The sequence below is a fragment of the Vreelandella sulfidaeris Esulfide1 genome (genome assembly GCF_054072535.1).
Map to the genome: position 1 here is coordinate 1046017 of NZ_CM133364.1, position 21110 is coordinate 1067126.

General features: G+C 56.0%; 17 protein-coding genes. 14 read left to right on the forward strand and 3 right to left on the reverse strand.

Translation table 11 applies throughout. From position 1 onward, the window contains the following. Positions 1-8 precede the first annotated feature (8 nt). From odhB to sucD, 4 genes are all read left to right on the forward strand, one after another. Positions 9-1595: a 2-oxoglutarate dehydrogenase complex dihydrolipoyllysine-residue succinyltransferase gene (gene odhB, locus ACW44H_RS04875; RefSeq protein ID WP_457507347.1), complete on the forward strand. Its 1587-nt coding sequence runs from the start codon at positions 9-11 to the stop codon at positions 1593-1595. Positions 1596-1730: 135 nt separating this feature from the next. Continuing rightward, on the forward strand, positions 1731-3170 hold the full coding sequence (lpdA, locus tag ACW44H_RS04880) for a dihydrolipoyl dehydrogenase (RefSeq protein WP_447042503.1): 1440 nt from the start codon (positions 1731-1733) through the stop codon (positions 3168-3170). Positions 3171-3347: 177 nt separating this feature from the next. Continuing rightward, on the forward strand, positions 3348-4514 hold the full coding sequence (gene sucC, locus ACW44H_RS04885) for an ADP-forming succinate--CoA ligase subunit beta (protein ID WP_113270369.1): 1167 nt from the start codon (positions 3348-3350) through the stop codon (positions 4512-4514). Further along, positions 4514-5386, forward strand: a complete 873-nt coding sequence (gene sucD / locus ACW44H_RS04890) for a succinate--CoA ligase subunit alpha (RefSeq protein ID WP_113270370.1) — start codon at positions 4514-4516, stop codon at positions 5384-5386. Before sucC ends, sucD begins: the two co-directional genes overlap by 1 nt. Before the next feature lie 79 nt (positions 5387-5465). Here the strand turns inward: sucD and ACW44H_RS04895 are convergent, their stop codons facing one another. Both ACW44H_RS04895 and ACW44H_RS04900 read right to left on the reverse strand, forming a co-directional pair. After that, a complete protein-coding gene (locus ACW44H_RS04895; protein WP_457507350.1) occupies positions 5466-6491 on the reverse strand; it encodes a lysylphosphatidylglycerol synthase transmembrane domain-containing protein in 1026 nt (341 codons plus the stop codon). Further along, complete coding sequence (locus tag ACW44H_RS04900; protein WP_457507352.1) at positions 6469-7587, reverse strand: glycosyltransferase family 4 protein; 1119 nt, start codon at positions 7585-7587, stop codon at positions 6469-6471. Before ACW44H_RS04900 ends, ACW44H_RS04895 begins: the two co-directional genes overlap by 23 nt. A 261-nt stretch (positions 7588-7848) precedes the next feature. Here ACW44H_RS04900 and ACW44H_RS04905 point away from each other — a divergent pair, with 261 nt between their 5' ends. The 3 genes from ACW44H_RS04905 (at position 7849) to ACW44H_RS04915 (ending at position 11237) form a co-directional block, all read left to right on the forward strand. Continuing rightward, the gene (locus tag ACW44H_RS04905; protein WP_457507354.1) at positions 7849-8265 is read left to right on the forward strand and encodes a CopG family transcriptional regulator; all 417 of its coding nucleotides are present in this window, start codon (positions 7849-7851) and stop codon (positions 8263-8265) included. 38 nt (positions 8266-8303) lie between these two features. Beyond that, on the forward strand, positions 8304-9422 hold the full coding sequence (locus tag ACW44H_RS04910; protein WP_457507356.1) for an extracellular catalytic domain type 1 short-chain-length polyhydroxyalkanoate depolymerase: 1119 nt from the start codon (positions 8304-8306) through the stop codon (positions 9420-9422). 189 nt (positions 9423-9611) lie between these two features. Further along, positions 9612-11237 carry a methyl-accepting chemotaxis protein gene (locus ACW44H_RS04915; RefSeq protein WP_457507358.1) on the forward strand — a complete coding sequence of 542 codons (1626 nt, stop codon included), beginning with the start codon at positions 9612-9614 and terminating at the stop codon, positions 11235-11237. A 113-nt stretch (positions 11238-11350) separates the two neighbouring features. Here the strand turns inward: ACW44H_RS04915 and ACW44H_RS04920 are convergent, their stop codons facing one another. Beyond that, positions 11351-13291 (reverse strand): exoribonuclease II, encoded by a 1941-nt coding sequence (locus ACW44H_RS04920; protein ID WP_457507360.1) that lies wholly within the window; start codon positions 13289-13291, stop codon positions 11351-11353. A 161-nt stretch (positions 13292-13452) separates the two neighbouring features. Here ACW44H_RS04920 and ACW44H_RS04925 point away from each other — a divergent pair, with 161 nt between their 5' ends. From ACW44H_RS04925 to ACW44H_RS04955, 7 genes are all read left to right on the forward strand, one after another. Next, positions 13453-14250, forward strand: a complete 798-nt coding sequence (locus ACW44H_RS04925) for an HAD family hydrolase (protein WP_457507362.1) — start codon at positions 13453-13455, stop codon at positions 14248-14250. Positions 14251-14366: 116 nt separating this feature from the next. Beyond that, positions 14367-15092 carry a response regulator gene (locus ACW44H_RS04930; protein ID WP_457507364.1) on the forward strand — a complete coding sequence of 242 codons (726 nt, stop codon included), beginning with the start codon at positions 14367-14369 and terminating at the stop codon, positions 15090-15092. Beyond that, positions 15089-16597 carry an ATP-binding protein gene (locus ACW44H_RS04935; protein ID WP_457507366.1) on the forward strand — a complete coding sequence of 503 codons (1509 nt, stop codon included), beginning with the start codon at positions 15089-15091 and terminating at the stop codon, positions 16595-16597. The genes ACW44H_RS04930 and ACW44H_RS04935 overlap by 4 nt, the downstream gene beginning before the upstream one ends. 111 nt (positions 16598-16708) lie before the next feature. Further along, positions 16709-17968, forward strand: coding sequence for an ABC transporter substrate-binding protein (locus ACW44H_RS04940; RefSeq protein ID WP_457507368.1), 1260 nt, complete (start codon positions 16709-16711; stop codon positions 17966-17968). Positions 17969-18102: 134 nt separating this feature from the next. Next, positions 18103-19029: a carbohydrate ABC transporter permease gene (locus ACW44H_RS04945; protein ID WP_457508934.1), complete on the forward strand. Its 927-nt coding sequence runs from the start codon at positions 18103-18105 to the stop codon at positions 19027-19029. Further along, the gene (locus tag ACW44H_RS04950) at positions 19022-19900 is read left to right on the forward strand and encodes a carbohydrate ABC transporter permease (RefSeq protein ID WP_457507370.1); all 879 of its coding nucleotides are present in this window, start codon (positions 19022-19024) and stop codon (positions 19898-19900) included. The genes ACW44H_RS04945 and ACW44H_RS04950 overlap by 8 nt, the downstream gene beginning before the upstream one ends. A gap of 36 nt (positions 19901-19936) precedes the next feature. Continuing rightward, positions 19937-21058, forward strand: coding sequence for an ABC transporter ATP-binding protein (locus ACW44H_RS04955; protein WP_113270380.1), 1122 nt, complete (start codon positions 19937-19939; stop codon positions 21056-21058). Positions 21059-21110 lie beyond the last annotated feature (52 nt).

Below are 21110 nucleotides of genomic sequence, written 5' to 3' on the forward strand. Positions count from 1 at the left end.
GAAACGACATGGCTACTGAGATCAAAGCGCCAACCTTTCCGGAATCCGTTGCCGAAGGCACAGTGGCGGCGTGGCATAAAAAGCCGGGTGACAGCGTTGAGCGTGACGAGCTGATTGTTGAAATTGAAACCGACAAAGTGGTGCTGGAAGTCGTCGCACCGGAAGCGGGTACCCTGACCGACGTGATGGCCGAAGAGGGCGATACCGTCGAGTCTGAGCAGGTGCTGGGTAAAATCGGCGAAGGCAGTGCGTCGGGCAGCAAAGAAGAGAAATCTTCTGGCGATGACAGTGCTGAAAAAACCGAAGAGAAGCCTGACGCAAAGGCGTCTGAAGAGAAGCAAGAAAAGCCTGCCAGTGGCGGTAACGGCGGCGGCAAGCAGCACGACGTAAAAGCGCCCAGCTTCCCTGAGTCAATCCAGGAAGGCACCGTGGCCACTTGGCACAAAAAAGTCGGTGAAGCGGTCAAGCGTGATGACGTTCTGGCCGACATCGAGACTGATAAAGTGGTGCTTGAAGTGGTTGCACCGGCCGATGGCGCCCTGGCTGAAATCAAAGCCGAAGAGGGTAGCCAAGTAGAATCCGAAGCGCTACTGGCAACCTTTGTTGAAGGTGGTGGCAGCGATCAGACAAGCGCCACTTCATCAACTCCCGCATCCAACAGCGATGCCGGTGACGATGGCGCCGATGAAAAAGTGGGCGATAAAATTCTTGCCCCGGCAGCACGCAAAATGGTCGCTGAACACGATCTGGACGTTTCCAAGATTGAGGGCACCGGCAAAGGTGGCCGCATCCTGAAAGAAGACGTTCAGAAAGCGGTCAAAGACGGTTCCGCCAAGAAAGCAGCCAAATCGGCTGCACCGGCGAAATCGGCTGCAGCCCCGGCGGCTGAGGGTGAGCGCATCGAGAAGCGCGTACCGATGAGCCGTCTGCGTCAAACCATCGCCAAGCGTCTGGTTCAGGCGCAGCAAACAGCGGCGATGCTGACCACGTACAACGAAGTGGACATGACCGAAATCATGGCCCTGCGTGCTCAATACAAAGAAACGTTCCTAAAAGCGCACGATATCAAGCTGGGCTTTATGGGCTTCTTTGTAAAAGCAGCGTCTGAAGGGCTCAAGCGCTTCCCGGACGTCAACGCCTCTATCGATGGCACCGACATCGTATATCACGGTTATCAAGATATCGGTGTTGCGGTCTCTACCGACCGTGGCTTGGTCGTGCCGGTACTGCGTGACACGGACAGCATGAAAATTGCTGATGTCGAACGCAAAATTGTCGATTTCGGCAAGCGTGGTCGTGACGGCAAGCTGGGCATGGACGACATGATTGGTGGTACCTTCACCATCACCAATGGCGGTACCTTTGGTTCCTTGATGTCGACCCCGATCATCAATCCGCCGCAAACCGCCATTCTGGGCATGCACAAAATCCAGGATCGTCCGATGGCAGTCAACGGCAAGGTCGAGATTCGCCCGATGATGTATCTGGCGCTCTCCTATGACCACCGTATGATCGACGGCAAAGACGCCGTCCAATTCTTGGTTACCTTGAAAGAATTGCTGGAAGACCCGGCACGTCTGCTGCTGGATGTCTAAAGTATAAGCGTCATCGTTATTGAAATAATGATTGAGTACGCTACTTGCTTAACCAGGATTTAACTGCACTCGCACACAGCCTCCCGCCCGGTTTACGTTAAAATGGGGGGAGGCCAGCAAGCTAAAGGAGCCAACATGGCTGATAAGTTTGATGTGATCGTTATTGGTGCCGGCCCTGGCGGTTACGTCGCCGCCATCCGTGCTGCACAGATGGGCTTGAAAGCGGCCTGTGTTGAAAAATGGATTGGTAAAGAAGGCAATGTTGTTCACGGTGGTACCTGCTTGAACGTAGGTTGTATCCCGTCTAAAGCACTGCTTGAAGCGTCACACAAGTTCGTCGAAGCCAAGCACGACTTCGATGACATGGGTATTCAGGCCGGCGACGTCTCCATGGACGTTACCAAGATGATGGCACGCAAGGACAAGATCGTTAAGAACTTGACCGGCGGCATCTCTGGCTTGTTCAAGGCCAACGGCGTTACCGCTATCGAAGGTACCGGTAAAGTGGTGTCTGGCAAGCAGGTCGAAGTCACCGACCAGGACGGCAATGCCACCACCTATGATGCCGATAACATCGTTATCGCTGCGGGCTCTGTGCCGGTGGAAATCCCACCGACCCCGTTAACCGAAGGCTTGGTCGTTGATTCTACCGGCGCGCTTGAATTCACCGAAACGCCGAAGCGTTTGGGTGTGATTGGTGCTGGCATTATCGGTCTTGAGCTAGGCAGTGTATGGAATCGCTTGGGTTCTGAAGTGACCGTGCTGGAAGCCATGGATTCCTTCCTGCCGATGGTCGACGCCACCGTTGCTAAAGAGACGCAAAAGCTGCTTAAGAAGCAGGGTCTCGATATCAAGCTAGGCGCGCGCGTTACCGGCTCGGAAACTAACGGTGAAGAAGTCATTGTTAAGTACACCGATGCCAACGGTGAGCAGGAGATGACCTTCGACAAACTTATCGTTTGTGTCGGTCGTCGCCCGTACACCAAAGGCGTGATTGCCGACGGCGTTAGCATTGAGCTGGACGAACGTGGCTTCATCTTTGTCGACGACCAGTGCCGTACCAACGTGCCGGGCGTTTACGCTATCGGCGACTGTGTACGCGGCCCGATGCTGGCGCACAAAGCGTCTGAAGAAGGCATCATGGTAGCTGATATCATTGCTGGCCATAAGGCCGAGATGAACTACGATACTATTCCTAGCGTCATCTATACCTATCCGGAAGTGGCGTGGGTCGGTATGACCGAGCAAGACGCCAAGGCGAAAGGTATCGAAGTCAAAACCGGCACCTTCCCGTTCGCGGCAAGTGGCCGCGCGATGGCTAACAACGCCACCGAAGGCAGTGCCAAAATTATTGCCGATGCGGAAACTGATCGTATTCTCGGCATGCACATCGTAGGTCAACACGCTGGCGAGATGATCGCCCAGGGCGTGATCGCCATGGAATTCGGCTCTAGCGCCGAAGACCTGGCCTTGACCTGCTACGCGCACCCGACTATGTCGGAAGCTGTTCATGAAGCAGCGCTTGCGGTGGAAGGCCACGCGATTCATATGGCCAACCGTAAGAAGCGTAAGTAATTCAGTCAGCAACAACGAAGCGCCACCTATGGGTGGCGCAACACTTTCGGCTTTGTAGTAATACACAAAGATCGAAAGAACGGGGATGACCAGTTCTTTTAAGACCGTTCTTGTAAGACTGCTCTTAAAAGAAAACTGATCATCGTTCGAGTCACATGCAACCAATGGCATGAATCGATGAATCTTCACGAGTATCAAGGTAAACAGCTGTTTGCCGACTATGGTCTACCAGTGTCTAAAGGCTTTGCCGTCGACACGCCCGAAGCAGCGGAAGAGGCTTGCAAAAAAATCGGTGGTGACATGTGGGTCGTTAAAGCCCAGGTGCACGCCGGTGGCCGTGGTAAAGCGGGTGGCGTTAAGCTGATTAAAGATCCGGCTGAAGCCAAAGCGTTTGCAGAAAAGTGGTTAGGCAAAAACTTGGTGACGTTCCAGACTGACGAAAAAGGTCAGCCGGTTGCCAAGATTTTGGTGGAAACGTGCACTGACATCGCCGATGAGCTGTATCTCGGTGCTGTGGTCGACCGTACTACCCGTCGTGTGGTCTTCATGGCCTCTACCGAAGGTGGTGTTGAGATCGAGACGGTTGCAGAAGAGACGCCAGAAAAGATTCTCAAAGCTGAAATCGATCCGCTGGTCGGCGCACAGCCGTACCAAGCGCGTGAACTTGCCTTTGCACTGGGCCTGAAAGGCGACCAGATCAAGCAGTTCACCAAGATTTTCCTAGGCCTGTCTCAGTTGTTCCACGACAAAGACCTGGCCTTGCTGGAAATCAATCCGCTGGTCGTCACTGAAGAAGGCAATCTACACTGCCTCGACGCCAAGCTGGGTCTGGATAGCAACGCGCTGTACCGTCACCCTGACCTGCAGGCCATGCGCGATCCTTCGCAAGAAGACCAGCGTGAAGCCGATGCGGCGAAGTGGGAACTCAACTATGTCGCGCTCGATGGCAACATCGGCTGCATGGTGAACGGCGCTGGTTTGGCCATGGGTACCATGGACATCGTCAACCTGAGCGGCGGCAAGCCTGCTAACTTCTTGGACGTTGGCGGCGGCGCCACCAAGGAGCGCGTGGCTGAAGCGTTCAAAATCATCCTCTCTGACGACAATGTTAAAGCCGTATTGGTTAACATTTTCGGCGGTATCGTACGTTGCGACATGATTGCTGAAGGCATTATCGGTGCCGTTGAGCAAGTAGGCGTCAACGTACCGGTTGTCGTACGTCTGGAAGGTAACAACGCCGAGCTGGGTGCTGAAAAACTAGCGTCTAGCGGTCTGAATATTATCGCGGCTACCAGTCTGACCGACGCGGCTCAGCAGGTCGTTAAAGCGGCGGAGGGCAAGTAATGAGCATCCTGATCGATAAGAACACCAAGGTCATCTGCCAGGGCTTCACCGGTGGCCAAGGCACGTTCCACTCCGAGCAGGCGATTGCCTACGGTACGCAAATGGTCGGTGGTGTTACGCCGGGTAAAGGCGGCCAGGAGCACCTCGGTCTGCCCGTTTTCAACACCGTGAAAGAAGCGGTAGAGAAAACCGGCGCGGACGCCAGCGTGATCTACGTACCGGCGCCGTTCTGTAAAGACTCAATCCTTGAAGCTGCGTTTGCTGGCATCAAGCTGATTGTGTGCATCACCGAAGGCATCGCTACGCTAGACATGCTCGAAGCTAAAGTGAAGTGTGACGAGCTGGGCGTACGCCTGATCGGCCCGAACTGCCCGGGTGTTATCACACCGGGTGAATGCAAAATCGGCATCATGCCGGGTCACATTCACCAGCCGGGCCGCGTCGGTATCGTATCGCGCTCAGGTACCTTGACCTATGAAGCCGTTAAGCAGACGACTGATCACGGTTTTGGCCAGTCTACCTGTGTCGGCATCGGCGGTGACCCGATTCCGGGCTCTAACTTCATCGACATCCTTGAGATGTTCGAGAAGGACCCGAAAACCGAAGCGATCGTCATGATCGGTGAAATCGGTGGTACGGCGGAAGAAGAAGCAGCGGCTTACATCAAAGCCAATGTTTCCAAGCCAGTGGTTTCCTACATTGCCGGTGTGACTGCACCTCCTGGCAAGCGTATGGGCCACGCGGGCGCGATCATCTCCGGCGGTAAAGGCACCGCTGACGAGAAGTTTGCTGCTCTTGAAGACGCCGGTGTTAAAACCGTACGTTCTTTGGCTGAAATCGGCGATGCGCTGAAAGAAGTCACTGGCTGGTAAGCTATTGACGTTTAGCTGCACGCTATAAGGGCGCCCCTCGGGGCGCCCTTATTCATTTCTAAACGGTCATCCTTAACGGTTATTGTGTCGGTGAGCGATGTAGCAGTCGGTAGCTATATAACAAAAACAGCGGTGCGCCTGCCGCCAAATATAAATGGTAGCTGACCAACCGCCACACCAATACCGCTGCGGCGGCCTGCTCGCGCTCCATCAAAGGCAGTAACAAGCTTCCCACACCCACCTCGGCAGCACCCGCGCCGCCGGGCAGAAAACTAAATTGGCTGGCTGCCATCGCCAGCATCTGGGTCAAGAATGTCCACATCCAATCTGCGTGCCCGCCTACCCCCAGTACTGCTAAATAGAGCAAACTATAGCGCATTAGCCAATGCGTAGCGGTCAGTAGCATCATCATGAATAGCGTCGAACGCGGCAGCTTAAGGGTCACCCTTAACGCATGTCGGCAGCGCAATAAGCGCCGCGCGAGCCAGCGGCGCCGATAGCGGCTCGGCCATGCCGTTTTTACACTGGGTGACCGCAATAGGCTTGGCAAATAGTGCATTACCACACTGATCAGTGTTGCCATAAAAGCTAAACCAACGAGTGCCCATTGCACTAATGATTGATGAGGCCACTGGGTATCGCTGACCAGTGAAAAGAGCACCAGGCCACTCAGCATGGTCAGGAAAAAAAGTAAGTCGCAGCCTTGATCGACCAGAAACACGGCTGCTCCTTTCGCTGGCGGAAAACCGCGCCGGGCAAGCAATAATAGCAGGGTGGCCGCGCCGCCACTCCCACCTGGGGTGGCACATAGTGCAAACTTGGACGCCAACTCAATGCCCAGGGCGCCGCGCTGGCCGAGCCTGCCGGCACGGCCGTTCAGCATCAAACGTAGCCTTGCGGCATTAAGGTTCCAACACAGGAAGGCCATCATCAGCATCAACAGTAACAACCCGAGCGGGAAGTGTTTTACGCGCTGCAGTGCTTCATCGCCACCCAGCCATGCGGTGAGCACCAGTGGCGCAATAAGCGCCAGGGCAATCATCAGCCCATGCACTGGCCGCCACTTTAGCAACTGCCGCTGATTAGCGGTGTTGGGGGAGAGCATAGGGTTGGCTGCCATGACAAAGAGACTGATAGTGCTCAAGCAGTGAGTGCATGACGCTATCCCAATTGAAATGGCGCTCCACATAACGACGCGCGTAGTGCCCACTGGCGGCGACATCGTTACTGAATAGCGCTGCGCAGGCCTCGGCCATCGCGGTAGGGTCAAGCGGTTTACATAAAATGCCAGCGCCCAGCGGCACGTTTTCTGCCAGCGCGCCTGCTCTGGCTGCGACCACTGGGATTCCGCTCGCCATGGCTTCTTGGGCAATTAAACCAAAGGTTTCCCGGGTGCCGGCATGCAGCAAGGCATCGCTACTGGCCAGTGCTTTCGCTACCTCATGGGTACCACAGCAGCGATCCACAACAGTGACATTGCTGGGTACGTGATGGGGCATGCCCGGGCCCATCAGCAGCAAGTGATAATCGCTGCCCAGCTTGCGCATCGTTGCAAGCAGTACATCAATATTTTTCTCGCGTGAGTTGCGGCCCACAAAGGTCAGTAACTTTTTATCGCTGGGGATGCCCATCGTCTGGCGAAAAGCAGGATCACGCTGCTGAGGGTGAAATTGCGTTAAATCAACACCTAGGGGTTGAACACGCACATTCTCGACGCCCCAGCCACGCAACCGATTGGCCATCGCGTTACAGGGCGCCAGTACACTATCAAACTGGCGATAGAGTTCCGCCACGTAGCGGGCTAAGCGCTTCTCAACGTAGCGGCCAAAACGATCGCCCATTAAGCGCGGAAGATCGGAGTGATAAAAACCTACCACCGGCACGCCGAGCCGCTGACCTGCTGCGAGGGCGGCCCAAGCGGTTACGTAGGGGTCGCCTGCCTCGATCAGATCAGGTTTTAGATCAATCAAGGCATCGCGCCATGGCGAGCCGCGTAGCGGAAAGCGATAGCCTTGCCCCAAAGGAAGACGTAACGCCGGTAGCGTGTGGTGGTCGCCCAAGCTATCGCGCTCCGCTCCCGGCACCAGCAGGCTGGTACGCAGCTGTGGAAGACGTGAAAAAACGCGGTGTTTGGCCTGTAGATAGGTTCGCACACCGCCGCTGGCGGGCGCGTGGAACATCGTCACATCGGCAATGTGCAAGCTGATCTCCAACCATAAAGACTGTCATCGTTTCACCATAAAGGAGAAATAAGTCAGTTCAGCGACAGTTGAGCCGAGCCTTTTATTTTTGCTTATTTATTGACTCTTGGCCGGGCTGGATTAATATAACATCCATATGGATGGTATATGGATTCTAATTGGATGCTTTTTGAACATAGGCAGATATTTTAATGAGCGTTGAAAGATGTTTTAAACCGCATCAAAAGGTGCCCGGTTACTAAGCGCAGCGAGGAAAGACACATGAGCGTGCATGAAATGCGCCGTAAGGGCGGTGATTCCAGCGAGAAGATCACCATTAATCTAGGGGTGGTCGACCTGGGGCAGATCGACCTACTGGTGCAGGAGGGGTTTTACTCCAATCGAACCGATCTGATCCGCACGGCCATTCGTAATCAACTAGCGACTCATGCTGAGGTCGTTAGAGAAACCGTTACCCGCAAGGCATTTGTGCTGGGGCTTGAGCACTATAGCCGTACGGACTTGGAAGCTCTCAAGTCGGCGGGCGAGATGCTGCAGATACAGGTCCTGGGCATGGCCAGCATTGCCGACGACGTCACACCGGAGCTTGCTTGTGACACCATTGAATCGGTGATGGTGTTGGGCGCGCTGCACGCTAGTAAGGCGGTTAAGGCTGCTCTTGCCGATCGCATCCACTGACTTAAACATTACTGAATTACTTAATAGGGACATTGACCATGATCGACGCGACTATGTCTAAGCGAATGGAAGAAGCAACGCGCCTCACCCGCGCGGGCAAACTGCAAGAAGCCATGGCCTTGCTTCAGGGCGGCGTGCCTGAAGCAAGGCAGGAGGAAGCACCGGATAATGCTTACCGAGGTGGTCAGACTTTCGATGGAACTTGTCAGGTCATCGATGAAGAAGAGCCGATAATAAAGCCAGCGTCAGAGGCATCAGCTTCCCAGCCTGGCCATGCTCGACAAACGGGTATGGGTACATTCACTAGCGGCCATTTTTCTAACCATGCCGGCGCGCGTGACTACAAGCTGTATATTCCCAGCGGCTATCACGGGCAGGCGCTACCGCTGGTGGTAATGCTCCACGGCTGTACGCAGAATCCCGATGACTTTGCCGCTGGTACCAATATGAACCGGCTGGCCGAAGAGCAGCTGTGTTGCGTGCTCTACCCAGCCCAGCCAATGACCGCCAACCACTCGAAATGCTGGAACTGGTTCAAAGCCGAAGACCAGCAGCGCGAGGGCGGTGAACCCGCGATTATTGCCGGTATGACCCGCCAGATCATTGAGAGCCATAGGCTAGATGCCTCCCGAGTCTATGTAGCAGGGCTATCGGCAGGTGCGGCCATGGCGACCACGTTGGCGATGACTTATCCAGATCTGTTCGCGGCAGTGGGCATACACTCTGGGCTGCCCCATGGAGTGGCGCAGAGCCTTCCCGATGCGTTAGGTGCCATGCAGGGTGGCACAGGGCCTCTTGGCGGAGGTAAAGCAAAAGGCGCTAGTTGGGCATCAGACGTGCCAGCGATTATCTTTCATGGCGACCGCGACACCACCGTGCACCCCAGCAATGCGGAACGCGTGGCTGCCCAGTACCGCACATCTCGACGAGCAGGGGCAGCGGTAGAGAAAGGGAAGGTAGCCAATGGCCACGGCTACACCTGTACTACGTACCCCAATGCGAAGGGCGAGCCACTTCTGGAGCAGTGGCAAATACACGGAGCGGGCCACGCTTGGTCAGGCGGCAGTACCCAAGGAAGCTACACCGATCCCAAGGGGCCCAATGCCTCCAAAGAGATGCTGCGCTTTTTCTTGCAGCACCGGCAGATCGGATCTTAGAGAAAGCCAATATGAGCAGTACGAACCGATTGATCAGTAAGTAAGCCCTAACACCGTATGGTTGTCATCCATGCGGTTAGAGATGGCTGATTTAGCATAAATATTAGTAATAATTTGTATATAAATAGAACTAAAGTTTATGTTTTTTATGCCGACAACCATATCTCGCTTACTTATTAGGACGTTTCCATGCTCTCACGGTTCAAGATCGGCACACGCTTAGCATTGGCGTTTGGTTTGGTTTCGCTATTTCTCCTGGGGACCTTAATAGCAGGGGTGATGGGAATCACCGTTACTAAAAATACCGCCCAGAGAACCTTGAACACGGATGTAGCGTTAGCGAGCAACGCAGCGGAGATCCAACGCCTTTCGCTGCAAGCGCGACGCTTTGAAAAGGATATCTTTATCAATATCGATAGTCCTGAGCGGGTGGTGGACTATCAGCAACGTTGGGTTGCCACCGTCGAGGAAATTCAGACTACCTTTGAGCTGGGGGGGCAGCTTTCTGAACAAAATAGCCTAGATGTTTTGTACCAACAGGCGCAAGGCGTTCTTCAAGGATACGTTGAGGGCTTTATGACGGTTTACCGTCAGATTGAGCGTGGGAGCATTACCGACACCTCCCAAGCCAACCTGGCGTTCAGTGAGCATAAAGACAGTATCTACCGGCTTGAGGAGCTGGCGGACGAAATCAGTCTAGTGGCTGATGCGGGTGTTAAAGCCGCCAATGAGGCGATAAATGCAAAGTATCGAGCCACCCTTTGGCAGCTTTGTATCTTTTCTGGGGTGGCGCTGTTGATGGCTCTGGCATTGGCCATTGCCATTACGCGCAGTATCGTATTGCCCTTGCGGAGAGCCGTTGAGGTCGCCCAGCGTGTAGCGGAAGGCGATTTGCGTCACGATATTACACTCACCGGGCGGGATGAAACCGCTCAGCTATTGAGTTCGATGGCCTACATGAGCAAGCAGCTTACGACGCTGGTCGCCTCACTACGTGATTCAAGCGAAAATGTCTTGAACGGGGCTAATGAGATTGCCCAAGGGGGGCAGGAACTTGCCGCTCGTACTGAGCAGCAGGCGGCTGCCTTACAGGAAACGGCTTCAAGCATGGAGGAGATGACGGCAACGGTTCGCCAGAACAGCGATTCAACCAAAGAGGCTGATACGTTGGCCCATAATGCTTCGCGGCAGATGCAAAGTGGTGGTGAAGAAGTGGCGCGAAGCGTGGAATTAATGCGCGAAGTGACGGCCGCATCGCTTAGCATGAACAAGATCGTTGAAGCCATCGATGCGATCGCCTTTCAGACCAATATTTTGGCCCTTAATGCCTCCGTGGAAGCGGCGCGTGCTGGTGAGAAAGGTCGTGGGTTTGCGGTAGTGGCAACCGAAGTTCGTTCGCTGGCAAGCCGCAGTGCCGCGTCAGCCAGCGAGATTCGCAGCATGCTGGATGATACGCGGGGCAAAATAAAGCTATGTTCTGATCAAGCGGAGCGAGGAGCAGCGACCATTGGTCAAACGGAAGCAGTGATTCAGCGTCTTGCTATGCTGATGGCCGAGGTATCCTCCGCCACTCGTGAACAAAGTAGTGGTATTGAGCAGATTAATACTGCTATTACCGAGATGGACTCTACCACTCAACAGAACAGTACGTTGGTTCAGCAGTCGACTAACGCGGCACTTTCCTTGGAAGATCAAGCTGGGCGTCTTCGCGAGTTGGTAGCTGCTTTCCAAATAGATGACGCTGTCGTGAGAAGTGAATCAGCGCATAAACCAGCAATGACCTTGCCCTCAGCGATAAGCCATACGGCGTTTTAATCAATCGCTAGTTTGCTTAAGTGTAGACAGCCTGATTATCAAAATAACCGCTCGCACGACAGAAACAACAACGGCGCCTCAAGGGCGCCGTTATTGTTTAACGTGGATGTAGCCTAGGCAACGGGTTTAGCTACCAACGAGCGGGTCTCTTCGCGGGCTTCGGTCAAGATAACGCGAAGCGGATCGCCTAACTTATAACGCTCTTCGCCTTCGATCTGGATACGTCCCTCTTTATCATCAATGACCACTTTACTGCGGTCACTGTGCATTAAAGGGGCGGGAACAAAGGCGGTTGCGCCATTTTCCAGCAGACGAACGCGCATACCGCCACGGTTGATGGCCATGATTTCGGCCTCAAAGGTGTCTTGGTTCTGCGCGGCGGGCGTCAGGTAGCGCACGTAGAGCCAGTCTTTCACGTCGCGCTCGGCCATGCGGTTCAGGCGGCGACGCTCCGTCAGTTGCTCGGTGAGCTGCTGGGTGGCTTCGGCGGGCGCCTGTTCGCCTTTCAGTACGCGCTTGATCAGGCGGTGGTTAACCATATCGCCATACTTACGAATCGGTGAAGTCCAAGTCGCGTAGGCGGCAAGGCCCAAGCCAAAGTGCGGGCCGGGCTGCGCGGACATCATGGTGAAGCCCTGGAAGCGGCGCAGGCGCGCATCCAGCCAGGCGTCATCGCGGCTTTCCAGCGCACGCTTGAGCTCGGTGTAGCGGGCCAGTTCGGTCAGTGCTTCGCGTTCGACCACGATCTCTTGCCCTGCCAGGAACTCCTGGGCGGCTTCGGCTTTCTCGGGCTCGAACGCGCGGTGCACATTAAAGATACCGTGGCCGATATGCTGGGCCAGGAAGTCCGCGCAGCAGGCATTCGCCACAATCATCGACTCTTCGATCATGCGATTGGCAATGCGGCGCTCTTCGGTGCGCACCGCCAATACGTTGCCAGCGGGATCGAGATCAAACACGTAGTCGGGGCGGTCTTTAAACACCAACGCGTGTTCGTTGCGCCAAGCTGTACGCGCCTCGGTCAAATCACGCAGCGCAGTCAACTGCTCGGCAATATCATCGGCGGGCGCCCATTCACCTTGGCCTTCGATCCAATCGGAGACGTTATCGTAAACGAGCTTGGCGTGGGATTTAACGTTCGCCGCAAAAAAGCGATACTCGCCCAGGCTGCCGTCGGCATTGATATCCAGCGTGCAGGCCAGCGCGGGGCGCTCTTTACCTTCCCATAGCGAGCAGAGATCGTCTGCCAGCTGCTCCGGCAGCATGGTGACGTTCTGGCCGGGCAGGTAAACGGTAAAGGCGCGGGTACGCGCTTCTAAGTCAGCGGCGTGGCCTTCTGCTACGTAAGCGGTAGGGTCGGCAATGGCCACGCTCAGGCGCCAGCCGCCTTCCTCGCGAGGTGCGATGTGCAGGGCATCGTCCATATCGCGGGTCTTCTCACCATCGATGGTGAAAAAGGGCGTGGCGGTTAAGTCTTCGCGAGTCAGGCCTTCATCCAGCAGCGGCCAATCGGTACCCGCATCGGGGCACTCTTGCTCTAGCGCGTGGCGTGCAAGCGTGACCCGCCACGGCACTGCCGGGTCATCGCTTTTGGCGACCAGCTCATCAATCTGGGCAAAGAAGGCGCGGTCATCGGCTTTCAGCGGATGACGCACCAAGCGTGCAACGACCCAATCGCCGTCAGCAATGCTCTCTTCATCAAGATTGTTCTTAATTCGCGCCTTGATAACGTTTTTAATCGACGGATGGTCGGGCACCACGGCCAGACGACCTTCGCGCTTCTGAACGCGGGCCACAAATCGATCCAGCCCAGCTTCAATCAGCTTTTCAGGCTCAACCGATTTTTTGTCACCGTTTTCGTGAATAACCGCTTCCACACGGTCACCGTGCAGCACTTGCTTCATGGCGGGCGGCGGCACGAAATAGGATTCATCGTCGTCAGTTTCGAGAAAACCGAAACCTTTGTCGGTGGCTTTGATCACCCCTTCAGCACGGGGGGTGGTTTGACGAATCTGTTGCTTGAGCTGGGCAAGCATGGCGTTATTCTGAAGCATGAGCTCAATCAGTTGGCGAGAGTTAGGGTGCCACTATACGGATTCCCGCTTGCCACGCCAATTGCCGCTATAGGAAGGTGACGCTGATGACGGCGCGTCAAAGGCTTACATGCGCTCGAAAGAATCGGTTAAGCTAAATACCCATGCTGATGGAGCGCACTATGACCCCCCGCCTGATTGTTTCTGACTTGGATGGCACGTTGCTGGGCAGCGATCACCGATTACACGCAGACACTATTGAGGTATTGAGAACGCTGGTGAACCACGGGCATCAGTTAGTGCTCGCCTCGGGCCGTCATTATGCCGACATGCGAGTGTTCAGGGACCAGCTCGACCTGCCTATACATCTGATCAGCAGTAACGGCGCCTACACCCACGACCCGGACGATCAGTTGCTGGATGCCAACCACGTTGACCCTCGCCAGGCCGCGGCACTGATTCGACTTCCACGTCCGGACGGCGTGCGCTTGAGCCTGTATATGGATGACGCCTGGTATATCGATGCCGAGATGCCAAGCTATCTGAACATGCACGCTGCCACAGGCTTTGCTTATCAGGTCGTGCCGCCTGAAAAGATGCCTACCGAAGGAATTGGCAAGATTCTTTATGGCGGGCCTCCTGATGCGCTGTTCAAGATCGAGACGTCGATCCGCGAGATCAGCGACGGCATGCTGCACGTGACTTACTCAACCAGCGATTCACTGGAGATCATGGCAGGGGGCGTCAATAAGGGAGTGGCGCTATCGGCGCTGCTCAAACGACTCTCGATTGCGCCTGAAGACTGTCTGGCCTTTGGCGATAACCTCAACGATGTCGAGATGTTGAGCCTAGTGGGCGAGCCGCACTTTATGCTGAACTCGCATCCGGAGATGGCCGGGCATCTGAGTGCCGCACGCCAGATAGGTCATCACGGCGAAGCGGCCGTGGCTGTGCTGTTGCGCGAGCGGTTTGGGCTTTAAGCGCTATAGTTCACGATGCTAATGCAACCTTGGTCGTAGCGGTATTGCTACTATTTAGCGTCTCCACCATCATCAAAGCCCAATAACGACAATAGTGTAGGGCTAAACCCGCTGCGATGACGACAATCCCCGCTACTTTAATTGTGGTCGACGATGACCCGGAAATTTGTGAACTGCTTGCTGACTACCTGGGGCGGCACGGTTACCGGGTCTTTACGGCAGACGGTGCCCAAGCGCTCCATTCGCTGCGCGCGGAACACACTCCTGACTTGCTGATTGTCGATTTAATGCTGCCCGGGGACGACGGCTTTACCATCTGCCGCGAGGTCCGTAAGCACAGCGATGTGCCGATCATTATGCTTACCGCCAGCGCCGATGAGACCGACCGTATTCTAGGCCTTGAACTGGGTGCCGATGATTATCTGGGCAAGCCGTTTAACCCACGCGAATTGCTGGCGCGCATTAAAGCGGTACTGCGCCGCACTCGCAGTGTGCCGCCTGCGCTGCCCGCCGGGCAGGCGCGCTGGGTCAGTTTTGGTAATTGGCAGCTCGACCGCATGACTCGCGAGTTGATTGACCTGCAGGGCGAGCGCGCCGCGCTTTCAGGGGCTGATTTTCAGCTATTGCAGGTGTTTTTAGAGCACCCGGCGAAGGTACTCACTCGGGATGATCTCTACGCGCTTACCCGTGGGCGGGATGCGCCACCACTTGACCGCTCCATTGATGTTCATGTCTGCCGCCTGCGTCAACGGTTGGGTGAAGATGCTCAGCACTCGCAGTTAATTCGCACGGTGCGCGGCGCGGGCTATGTGTTAACTGCCCAGGTAGACGCACTAACGTGAAACACGTTGGGTGGGCTGAGACCAGACGACGCTTATCCAGACGAGTGGCCCGCTGGCTGCCGGCGTCGCTGCGCGGGCGCTTTGTAATCATCATGATCGCTGGTGTGCTGGTCGCCCAAGGGGCCAGCTACGCGATCTGGACCTCCCAGGTGCGCTCCAGCCACTTGGCACAGCTTGATGAGCTCTCCACCAATATGGCGTTTAGTATCGCCTCCACCATGAAGTTTTTCCGCTCGCTGCCCGTCGACTACCGCCATATCGTGCTCGATCAACTGCGTAATATGGGCGGCACGCGTTTTTTCGTCAGCGTTAACGAGCGCAGGCTCACCATCGATGATATTGGTTCGGGACCGGAAAAAGAGGTGGTTGTTAACAATGTGCGCTCGGTGCTCACCCAGCAGCTTAATATCGATGATGTGATTGTCGAGTTTTCCCGCCCGGAAAACCTGCGGGTGCTGAATAATGAAGTGCTGCTCTATGATCTGCCGCCGCGGTGGGGGCAACATAGCCTGCTGATGGAACCGCTCTCGCCACCGATTCTGGTCGTCCAACTGGAGCTTGCCCCGGACACCTGGCTATATGTGGCCACGCTCTTGGGCGTACCGGATATTTTCAGCGGCTATCGCTGGCTCTCTGAGGAGCGTTTGCTGGTCGGGCTATTGGTGCTACTGAGCGTGCTGGCGCTCTCGCTATTGGGCATCACCAGTGTGACCCGCCCCTTGGCGCGGCTTTCGCGGGCAGCCAATCAATTGGGCGATGATTTGGATATGCCGCCGCTAAAAGAGAGCGGCCCCAAAGAGGTCGCTGCCACCGCCGTAGCGTTCAACCGCATGCAGCGGCGCATCCGCGAGCAGATTGAGGAGCGCGAGCGGCTTTTCTCGGCGATCTCCCATGATTTGAAGACCCCCTTAACCCGGATGCGCCTACGCGCCGAAATGCTCGAAGATGATTACCAGCGCGAGCGCTTTTGCGCTTCTTTGGATGAGCTGGATAGCCTGGTCAAGGGCGCCTTGGCCTCGGTGAAAGGCTTGGATCTGCACGAGGAGCCAGCGCCCGTCGACCTGGTGGCGCTGCTTGAAGAGCTGGCTGAAGAACTTAGCCTGCAGGGCGAACGACTGATTATTGAGAAAACCAATCATCCAGTTGCACCGCTGATCGCTAAACCGCTGGCACTTAAGCGCTGTCTGGCGAACCTGCTTGAGAATGCGGTGTTCTATGGCAAGCAGGCTGAAGTTCAACTGCTTGACGAGGGTGATGCGGTCACCCTGCGTATTCGCGATTACGGCCCTGGCATTCCCGAAGAGCAGCTAGGACGAGTGTTTTCGCCGTTTGTCCGCCTGGAACCGTCGCGCAGCCGACATACTGGTGGCAGCGGCCTGGGCCTAGGCATCGCTCGGCATATTGCCCGCGCCCACAGCGGCGATATTCAGCTCGCCAACCACGAAGAGCAAGGGCTGGTCGTGACCCTCTCGCTCCCCCGGCAGGAAACTATTACAGGCTTGTAATAAAACCCCAACACTTTGCAGCACTCAGTAACTCCCGTTGACGCTCGCCTTGGCGTAACCTCTTCGGTGTCGAACGTCCGAGCGGACAACAACAATATAAGGAGTTACTCCATGTCGACGTTGAAGAAAACGACTCTCACGCTTGCCCTGGCAGGCGTCACGCTAGCTTCTACCGCCCACGCTAACGAAGTGGAAGTGTTGCACTGGTGGACTTCCGGTGGCGAAGCCCGCGCCGCTAACGTACTCAAAGAGTTAATGGAAGCCGAAGGCTACGGTTGGCAGGATTTTGCCGTGGCCGGGGGCGGCGGTGAAACCGCCATGACGGTGCTTAAGTCTCGCGCCATGTCGGGCAACCCGCCTTCAGCGGCCCAGATTAAAGGCCCCGAGATTCAGGAGTGGGGCGAGTTGGGCCTGCTGGGTGACTTGAACGGCGTTGCCGACGCCGAAGGTTGGGATGAACTGCTGCCCGAAGTGGTGGCCGATGTCATGCGCTACGACGGCCAATACGTGGCGGTACCTGTTAACGTGCACCGGGTAAACTGGCTGTGGGCCAACCCCGAAGTACTGGAGGCGGCAGGGGTCGAAATGCCCACCACCTTGGATGAACTGTTCGAAGCCGGTGAGGCTATCCGCGAAGCGGGCTATGTACCGTTGGCACACGGTGGGCAAGCATGGCAGGACGCGACGGTATTCGAAAGTGTGCTGTTAGGTGGCCAAGGCGTTGAGTTTTATCAGCAGGCGTTGGTCGAGCTTGACCCGGAAGCGCTGGGTGGTGAGCAGATGATCGCTGCACTTGAAGACTTCAAACGTACTCGGGAGCTAATGGATGAGGGCATGCCTGGGCGCGACTGGAACATCGCCACGGCCATGGTGATTGAAGGGGACGCCGGGTTTCAGCTCATGGGCGATTGGGCGAAAGGCGAGTTTACTGCGGCAGGACTGACCGCTGGGGAAGATTACCTTTGTGCCGCAGCACCGGGCACCCAAGATGCGTTCACCTTCAATATTGATAGCCTCGCCATGTTCCGGGTCACCGACGAGGATGAGCGCGAGGCACAGCAGGCGCTTGCCCGCTTGGTGCTTGAGCCTACCTTCCAAGAAGCGTTTAACCTCGCCAAAGGCTCCATTCCAGCGCGGCCGGACCTGGATATGAACGAGTTCGATAGCTGTGCTCAGCAGTCGTTGGCCGATTTCCAGCGTACCGCCGAAGAGGGCGGTTTAGTGCCGAGTATGGCCCACGGTATGGCTGTGCGTGCGGATGTGCAGGGCGCTATTTTCGATGTGGTCACCAACTACTTCAACGACGCCGACATGCCCGCTGAAGAAGCGGCAGAACGTATGGTGAGCGCCGCCGAAGCGGCTTCTTTCTAGGTTTTCTAGCGCTTGCGTTCTCCAGGCGCCGCTGCAACGGCGGCGCCTATTCTGCTTAGCAAGAACACTATTTTGCTTAGTAAGAACATTATGCTGCTTGGCAAGGATACTTCTCCATGAGAGATTCCCTCCCCATGAAAAATACCTCTGCGACGCCTTTAGGGGCTGGCGCTAAGCGATCGACGCCCTCCGGTGGTTTGCAGGCGTGGTTGCCTCGCTTGGTGCTGGCACCGTCAGTGGCGATTTCGCTGTTCTTTGTTTACGGCTTCATGCTGTGGACGTTTGTGCTTTCGTTAACCAGCTCGCGCATGCTGCCTAGCTACGACTTTGTTGGCTTTGGCCAATATGCGCGCTTAATGACCAATGAGCGCTGGTGGGTCGCCTCGACCAATCTGATGATCTTTGGCGTTCTATTCGTACTCGTTTGTCTCGTCATTGGCTCGCTGTTGGCCATTCTGCTCGATCAGAAAATTCGCCAGGAAGGCGCGCTGCGCACGATTTACCTCTACCCCATGGCGCTGTCGTTTATCGTTACCGGTGTGGTGTGGAAGTGGTTGCTTAACCCACAGTTGGGTATTCAGGCGATGGTGCAGAGCTGGGGCTTTGAGTCATTCCGATTTGATTGGATCACTGACCCGGATATGGCGATTTATACCCTGGTAATTGCCGCCGTATGGCAGGCGTCAGGCTTTGTCATGGCGCTGTTTTTAGCCGGGCTGCGGGGCATTGACGACAGTATTGTAAAAGCCGCCCAGTTGGATGGCGCCAGCTTGCCGCGTATTTATTGGCGCGTGGTGATGCCGTGCCTGCGCCCCGTAGTGTTCAGTGCGGTGATGATATTGGCGCATATCGCCATCAAGAGTTTTGATTTGGTCGTCGCGCTGACCGGCGGTGGGCCTGGCTACGCTACCGACTTACCCGCCACCTTTATGTACGCCCACGCTTTTACCCGAGCGCAGATTGGCTTGGGCTCTGCCAGTGCCATGCTGATGTTGGGCGGTGTGTTGGCGATTTTGATTCCTTATCTCTACTCCGAATTAAGGAGCCGCAAGCATGGCTAATGTGATTCGTCGTCAGACGCCCGCTGCGCGGCTGGGCCGTGGCCTGCTCTATGGCGTACTGATCCTCGCCGCGCTGTTCTATATTTTACCGCTGGTGGTCATGCTGATGACCTCGGTGAAACCGCTGAGCGAAATCAGCGCCGGGTCGCTGCTGTCACTGCCACAAAGCCCGACCCTGGCGCCGTGGACAAAAGCTTGGGGAGAAGCCTGCACGGGAATGCGCTGCGATGGGGTAGGGGGTTACTTCTGGAACTCTTTTGCCATCGTCATTCCGGCTGTGCTGATCTCAACCACTATCGGTGCTCTGAACGGCTACGCGCTGACTAAATGGCGCTTTAAAGGCTCTGAATTAGTTTTTGCACTGATGCTGTTTGGCTGTTTTATTCCCTTCCAGGTGGTGCTGTTGCCGATGGCGCAAACCCTCGGCTGGCTGGGGATTTCCAGTTCCCGCGCCGGGTTGATACTGGTGCACGTGGTCTTTGGTATCGCCTTTACCACGTTGTTTTTCCGCAACTTCTATGTGGGCATTCCTAACGAGCTGGTATCGGCGGCGAAGTTGGATGGCGCGGGCTTTTTTCGCATCTTCTGGCGCATCCTGCTGCCAGTTTCCGCACCCATCATCGTGGTTTCGGTCATTTGGCAGTTCACTCAAATCTGGAATGACTTCCTGTTTGGTGTGGCGTTTTCAGCCCATAACACCCAGCCGGTCACCGTTGCGCTCAATAACCTGGTGAATACCTCTACCGGCGTTCGCGAATACAACGTGGATATGGCGGCGGCGATGATTGCGGCGCTGCCCACGCTGGTGGTGTACGTATTGGCGGGAAAATATTTTGTGCGCGGGCTGACGGCGGGCTCGGTTAAAGGGTAGTTATTTTAAAAGCCTAACAAAAATAGGATTTACATTATGGCAGCGTTAGAAATCCACAACGTGCGTAAAGAGTTCGGCAGCGAGCGGGTGCTCAAAGACGTCAGCATCTCAATCGATTCCGGCGAGTTTCTGATTCTGGTCGGCCCTTCAGGCTGCGGCAAGTCGACGTTGATGAACGCCATTGCCGGGTTAGAGCCGGTGACCTCTGGCAACATCTACATTGATGGCGAAGACGTGACCTGGCGTACTCCCGCAGATCGCGATATCGCCATGGTTTTTCAGTCCTACGCGCTCTACCCGAGCATGACCGTGCGCCAGAACATTAGCTTCGGACTGGAAATGCGCAAGGTGCCCAAAGCCGAGCGTGAGCAGGCGGTAGAGCGGGTTGCAGATTTGTTGCAGATTACCCATCTATTGGATCGCAAGCCCGCCCAGCTTTCCGGCGGGCAGCGTCAACGCGTGGCAATGGGGCGGGCGTTGGCGCGGGAGCCCAAGGTTTATCTGTTCGACGAGCCACTCTCCAACCTGGATGCCAAACTGCGCGTGGATATGCGCACCGAGATCAAAAAGCTCCACCAGCGCCTGGGCACTACCATTGTTTACGTGACCCACGATCAGGTCGAAGCGATGACCCTGGCCGACTGTATCGCGGTGATGCGCGACGGCCACATTTTGCAGCTGGGCTCGCCGGATGAGGTCTACAACAACCCGGTGGATATGTTTGTGGCGGGCTTTATGGGGTCGCCGTCAATGAACTTTATTCGCGCTACGCTGGAAGATAACAGCGGCGGTTATCAACTGCGCATTGCCACGCCGGGCGAGGATGATTTGGTGCTGCCCTGGCCGCAGGAGCGAATCGCTGCAGAGATGGCTGAACGGCTTAACCAGCCGGTCATTCTTGGCCTACGCCCAGAGCACTTCAGTGAAGAGGATGAGCGATTAACGTCCCAGGCGGAAGGAACGCTGCTGAGCGCTAGTGTTTCAGTGGTAGAGCCCACCGGGGCGGATATGCTGTTGCGCCTACCGCTGGGGGAGCAGGAAGTAACCGCCCGCGTCGGGCCTAAATGCGCGGTGGCGGCAGGAGAGCGCTTATCGCTGCGGGTCGATATGGGGCGGGCGATCCTGTTTGATGCACAGACTGAGCAGCGTATTGCCTAAGCGGCTTGATGTGAGCCGGCTGTAAAAATAGTAGGCCCCTTGCTGATGTTAG

What these genes read in the sequence shown, in the direction of transcription:
- sucD (WP_113270370.1), top strand. Translation starts at nt 4,514, where the DNA reads ATGAGCATCCTGATCGATAAGAACACCAAGGTCATCTGCCAGGGCTTC.
- ACW44H_RS04910 (WP_457507356.1), top strand. Translation starts at nt 8,304, where the DNA reads ATGATCGACGCGACTATGTCTAAGCGAATGGAAGAAGCAACGCGCCTC.
- sucC (WP_113270369.1), top strand. Translation starts at nt 3,348, where the DNA reads ATGAATCTTCACGAGTATCAAGGTAAACAGCTGTTTGCCGACTATGGT.
- lpdA (WP_447042503.1), top strand. Translation starts at nt 1,731, where the DNA reads ATGGCTGATAAGTTTGATGTGATCGTTATTGGTGCCGGCCCTGGCGGT.
- ACW44H_RS04945 (WP_457508934.1), top strand. Translation starts at nt 18,103, where the DNA reads ATGAAAAATACCTCTGCGACGCCTTTAGGGGCTGGCGCTAAGCGATCG.
- ACW44H_RS04950 (WP_457507370.1), top strand. Translation starts at nt 19,022, where the DNA reads ATGGCTAATGTGATTCGTCGTCAGACGCCCGCTGCGCGGCTGGGCCGT.
- ACW44H_RS04925 (WP_457507362.1), top strand. Translation starts at nt 13,453, where the DNA reads ATGACCCCCCGCCTGATTGTTTCTGACTTGGATGGCACGTTGCTGGGC.
- ACW44H_RS04920 (WP_457507360.1), bottom strand. Translation starts at nt 13,291, where the DNA reads ATGCTTCAGAATAACGCCATGCTTGCCCAGCTCAAGCAACAGATTCGT.
- ACW44H_RS04915 (WP_457507358.1), top strand. Translation starts at nt 9,612, where the DNA reads ATGCTCTCACGGTTCAAGATCGGCACACGCTTAGCATTGGCGTTTGGT.
- ACW44H_RS04940 (WP_457507368.1), top strand. Translation starts at nt 16,709, where the DNA reads ATGTCGACGTTGAAGAAAACGACTCTCACGCTTGCCCTGGCAGGCGTC.
- ACW44H_RS04895 (WP_457507350.1), bottom strand. Translation starts at nt 6,491, where the DNA reads ATGCTCTCCCCCAACACCGCTAATCAGCGGCAGTTGCTAAAGTGGCGG.
- ACW44H_RS04905 (WP_457507354.1), top strand. Translation starts at nt 7,849, where the DNA reads ATGAGCGTGCATGAAATGCGCCGTAAGGGCGGTGATTCCAGCGAGAAG.
- odhB (WP_457507347.1), top strand. Translation starts at nt 9, where the DNA reads ATGGCTACTGAGATCAAAGCGCCAACCTTTCCGGAATCCGTTGCCGAA.
- ACW44H_RS04955 (WP_113270380.1), top strand. Translation starts at nt 19,937, where the DNA reads ATGGCAGCGTTAGAAATCCACAACGTGCGTAAAGAGTTCGGCAGCGAG.
- ACW44H_RS04930 (WP_457507364.1), top strand. Translation starts at nt 14,367, where the DNA reads ATGACGACAATCCCCGCTACTTTAATTGTGGTCGACGATGACCCGGAA.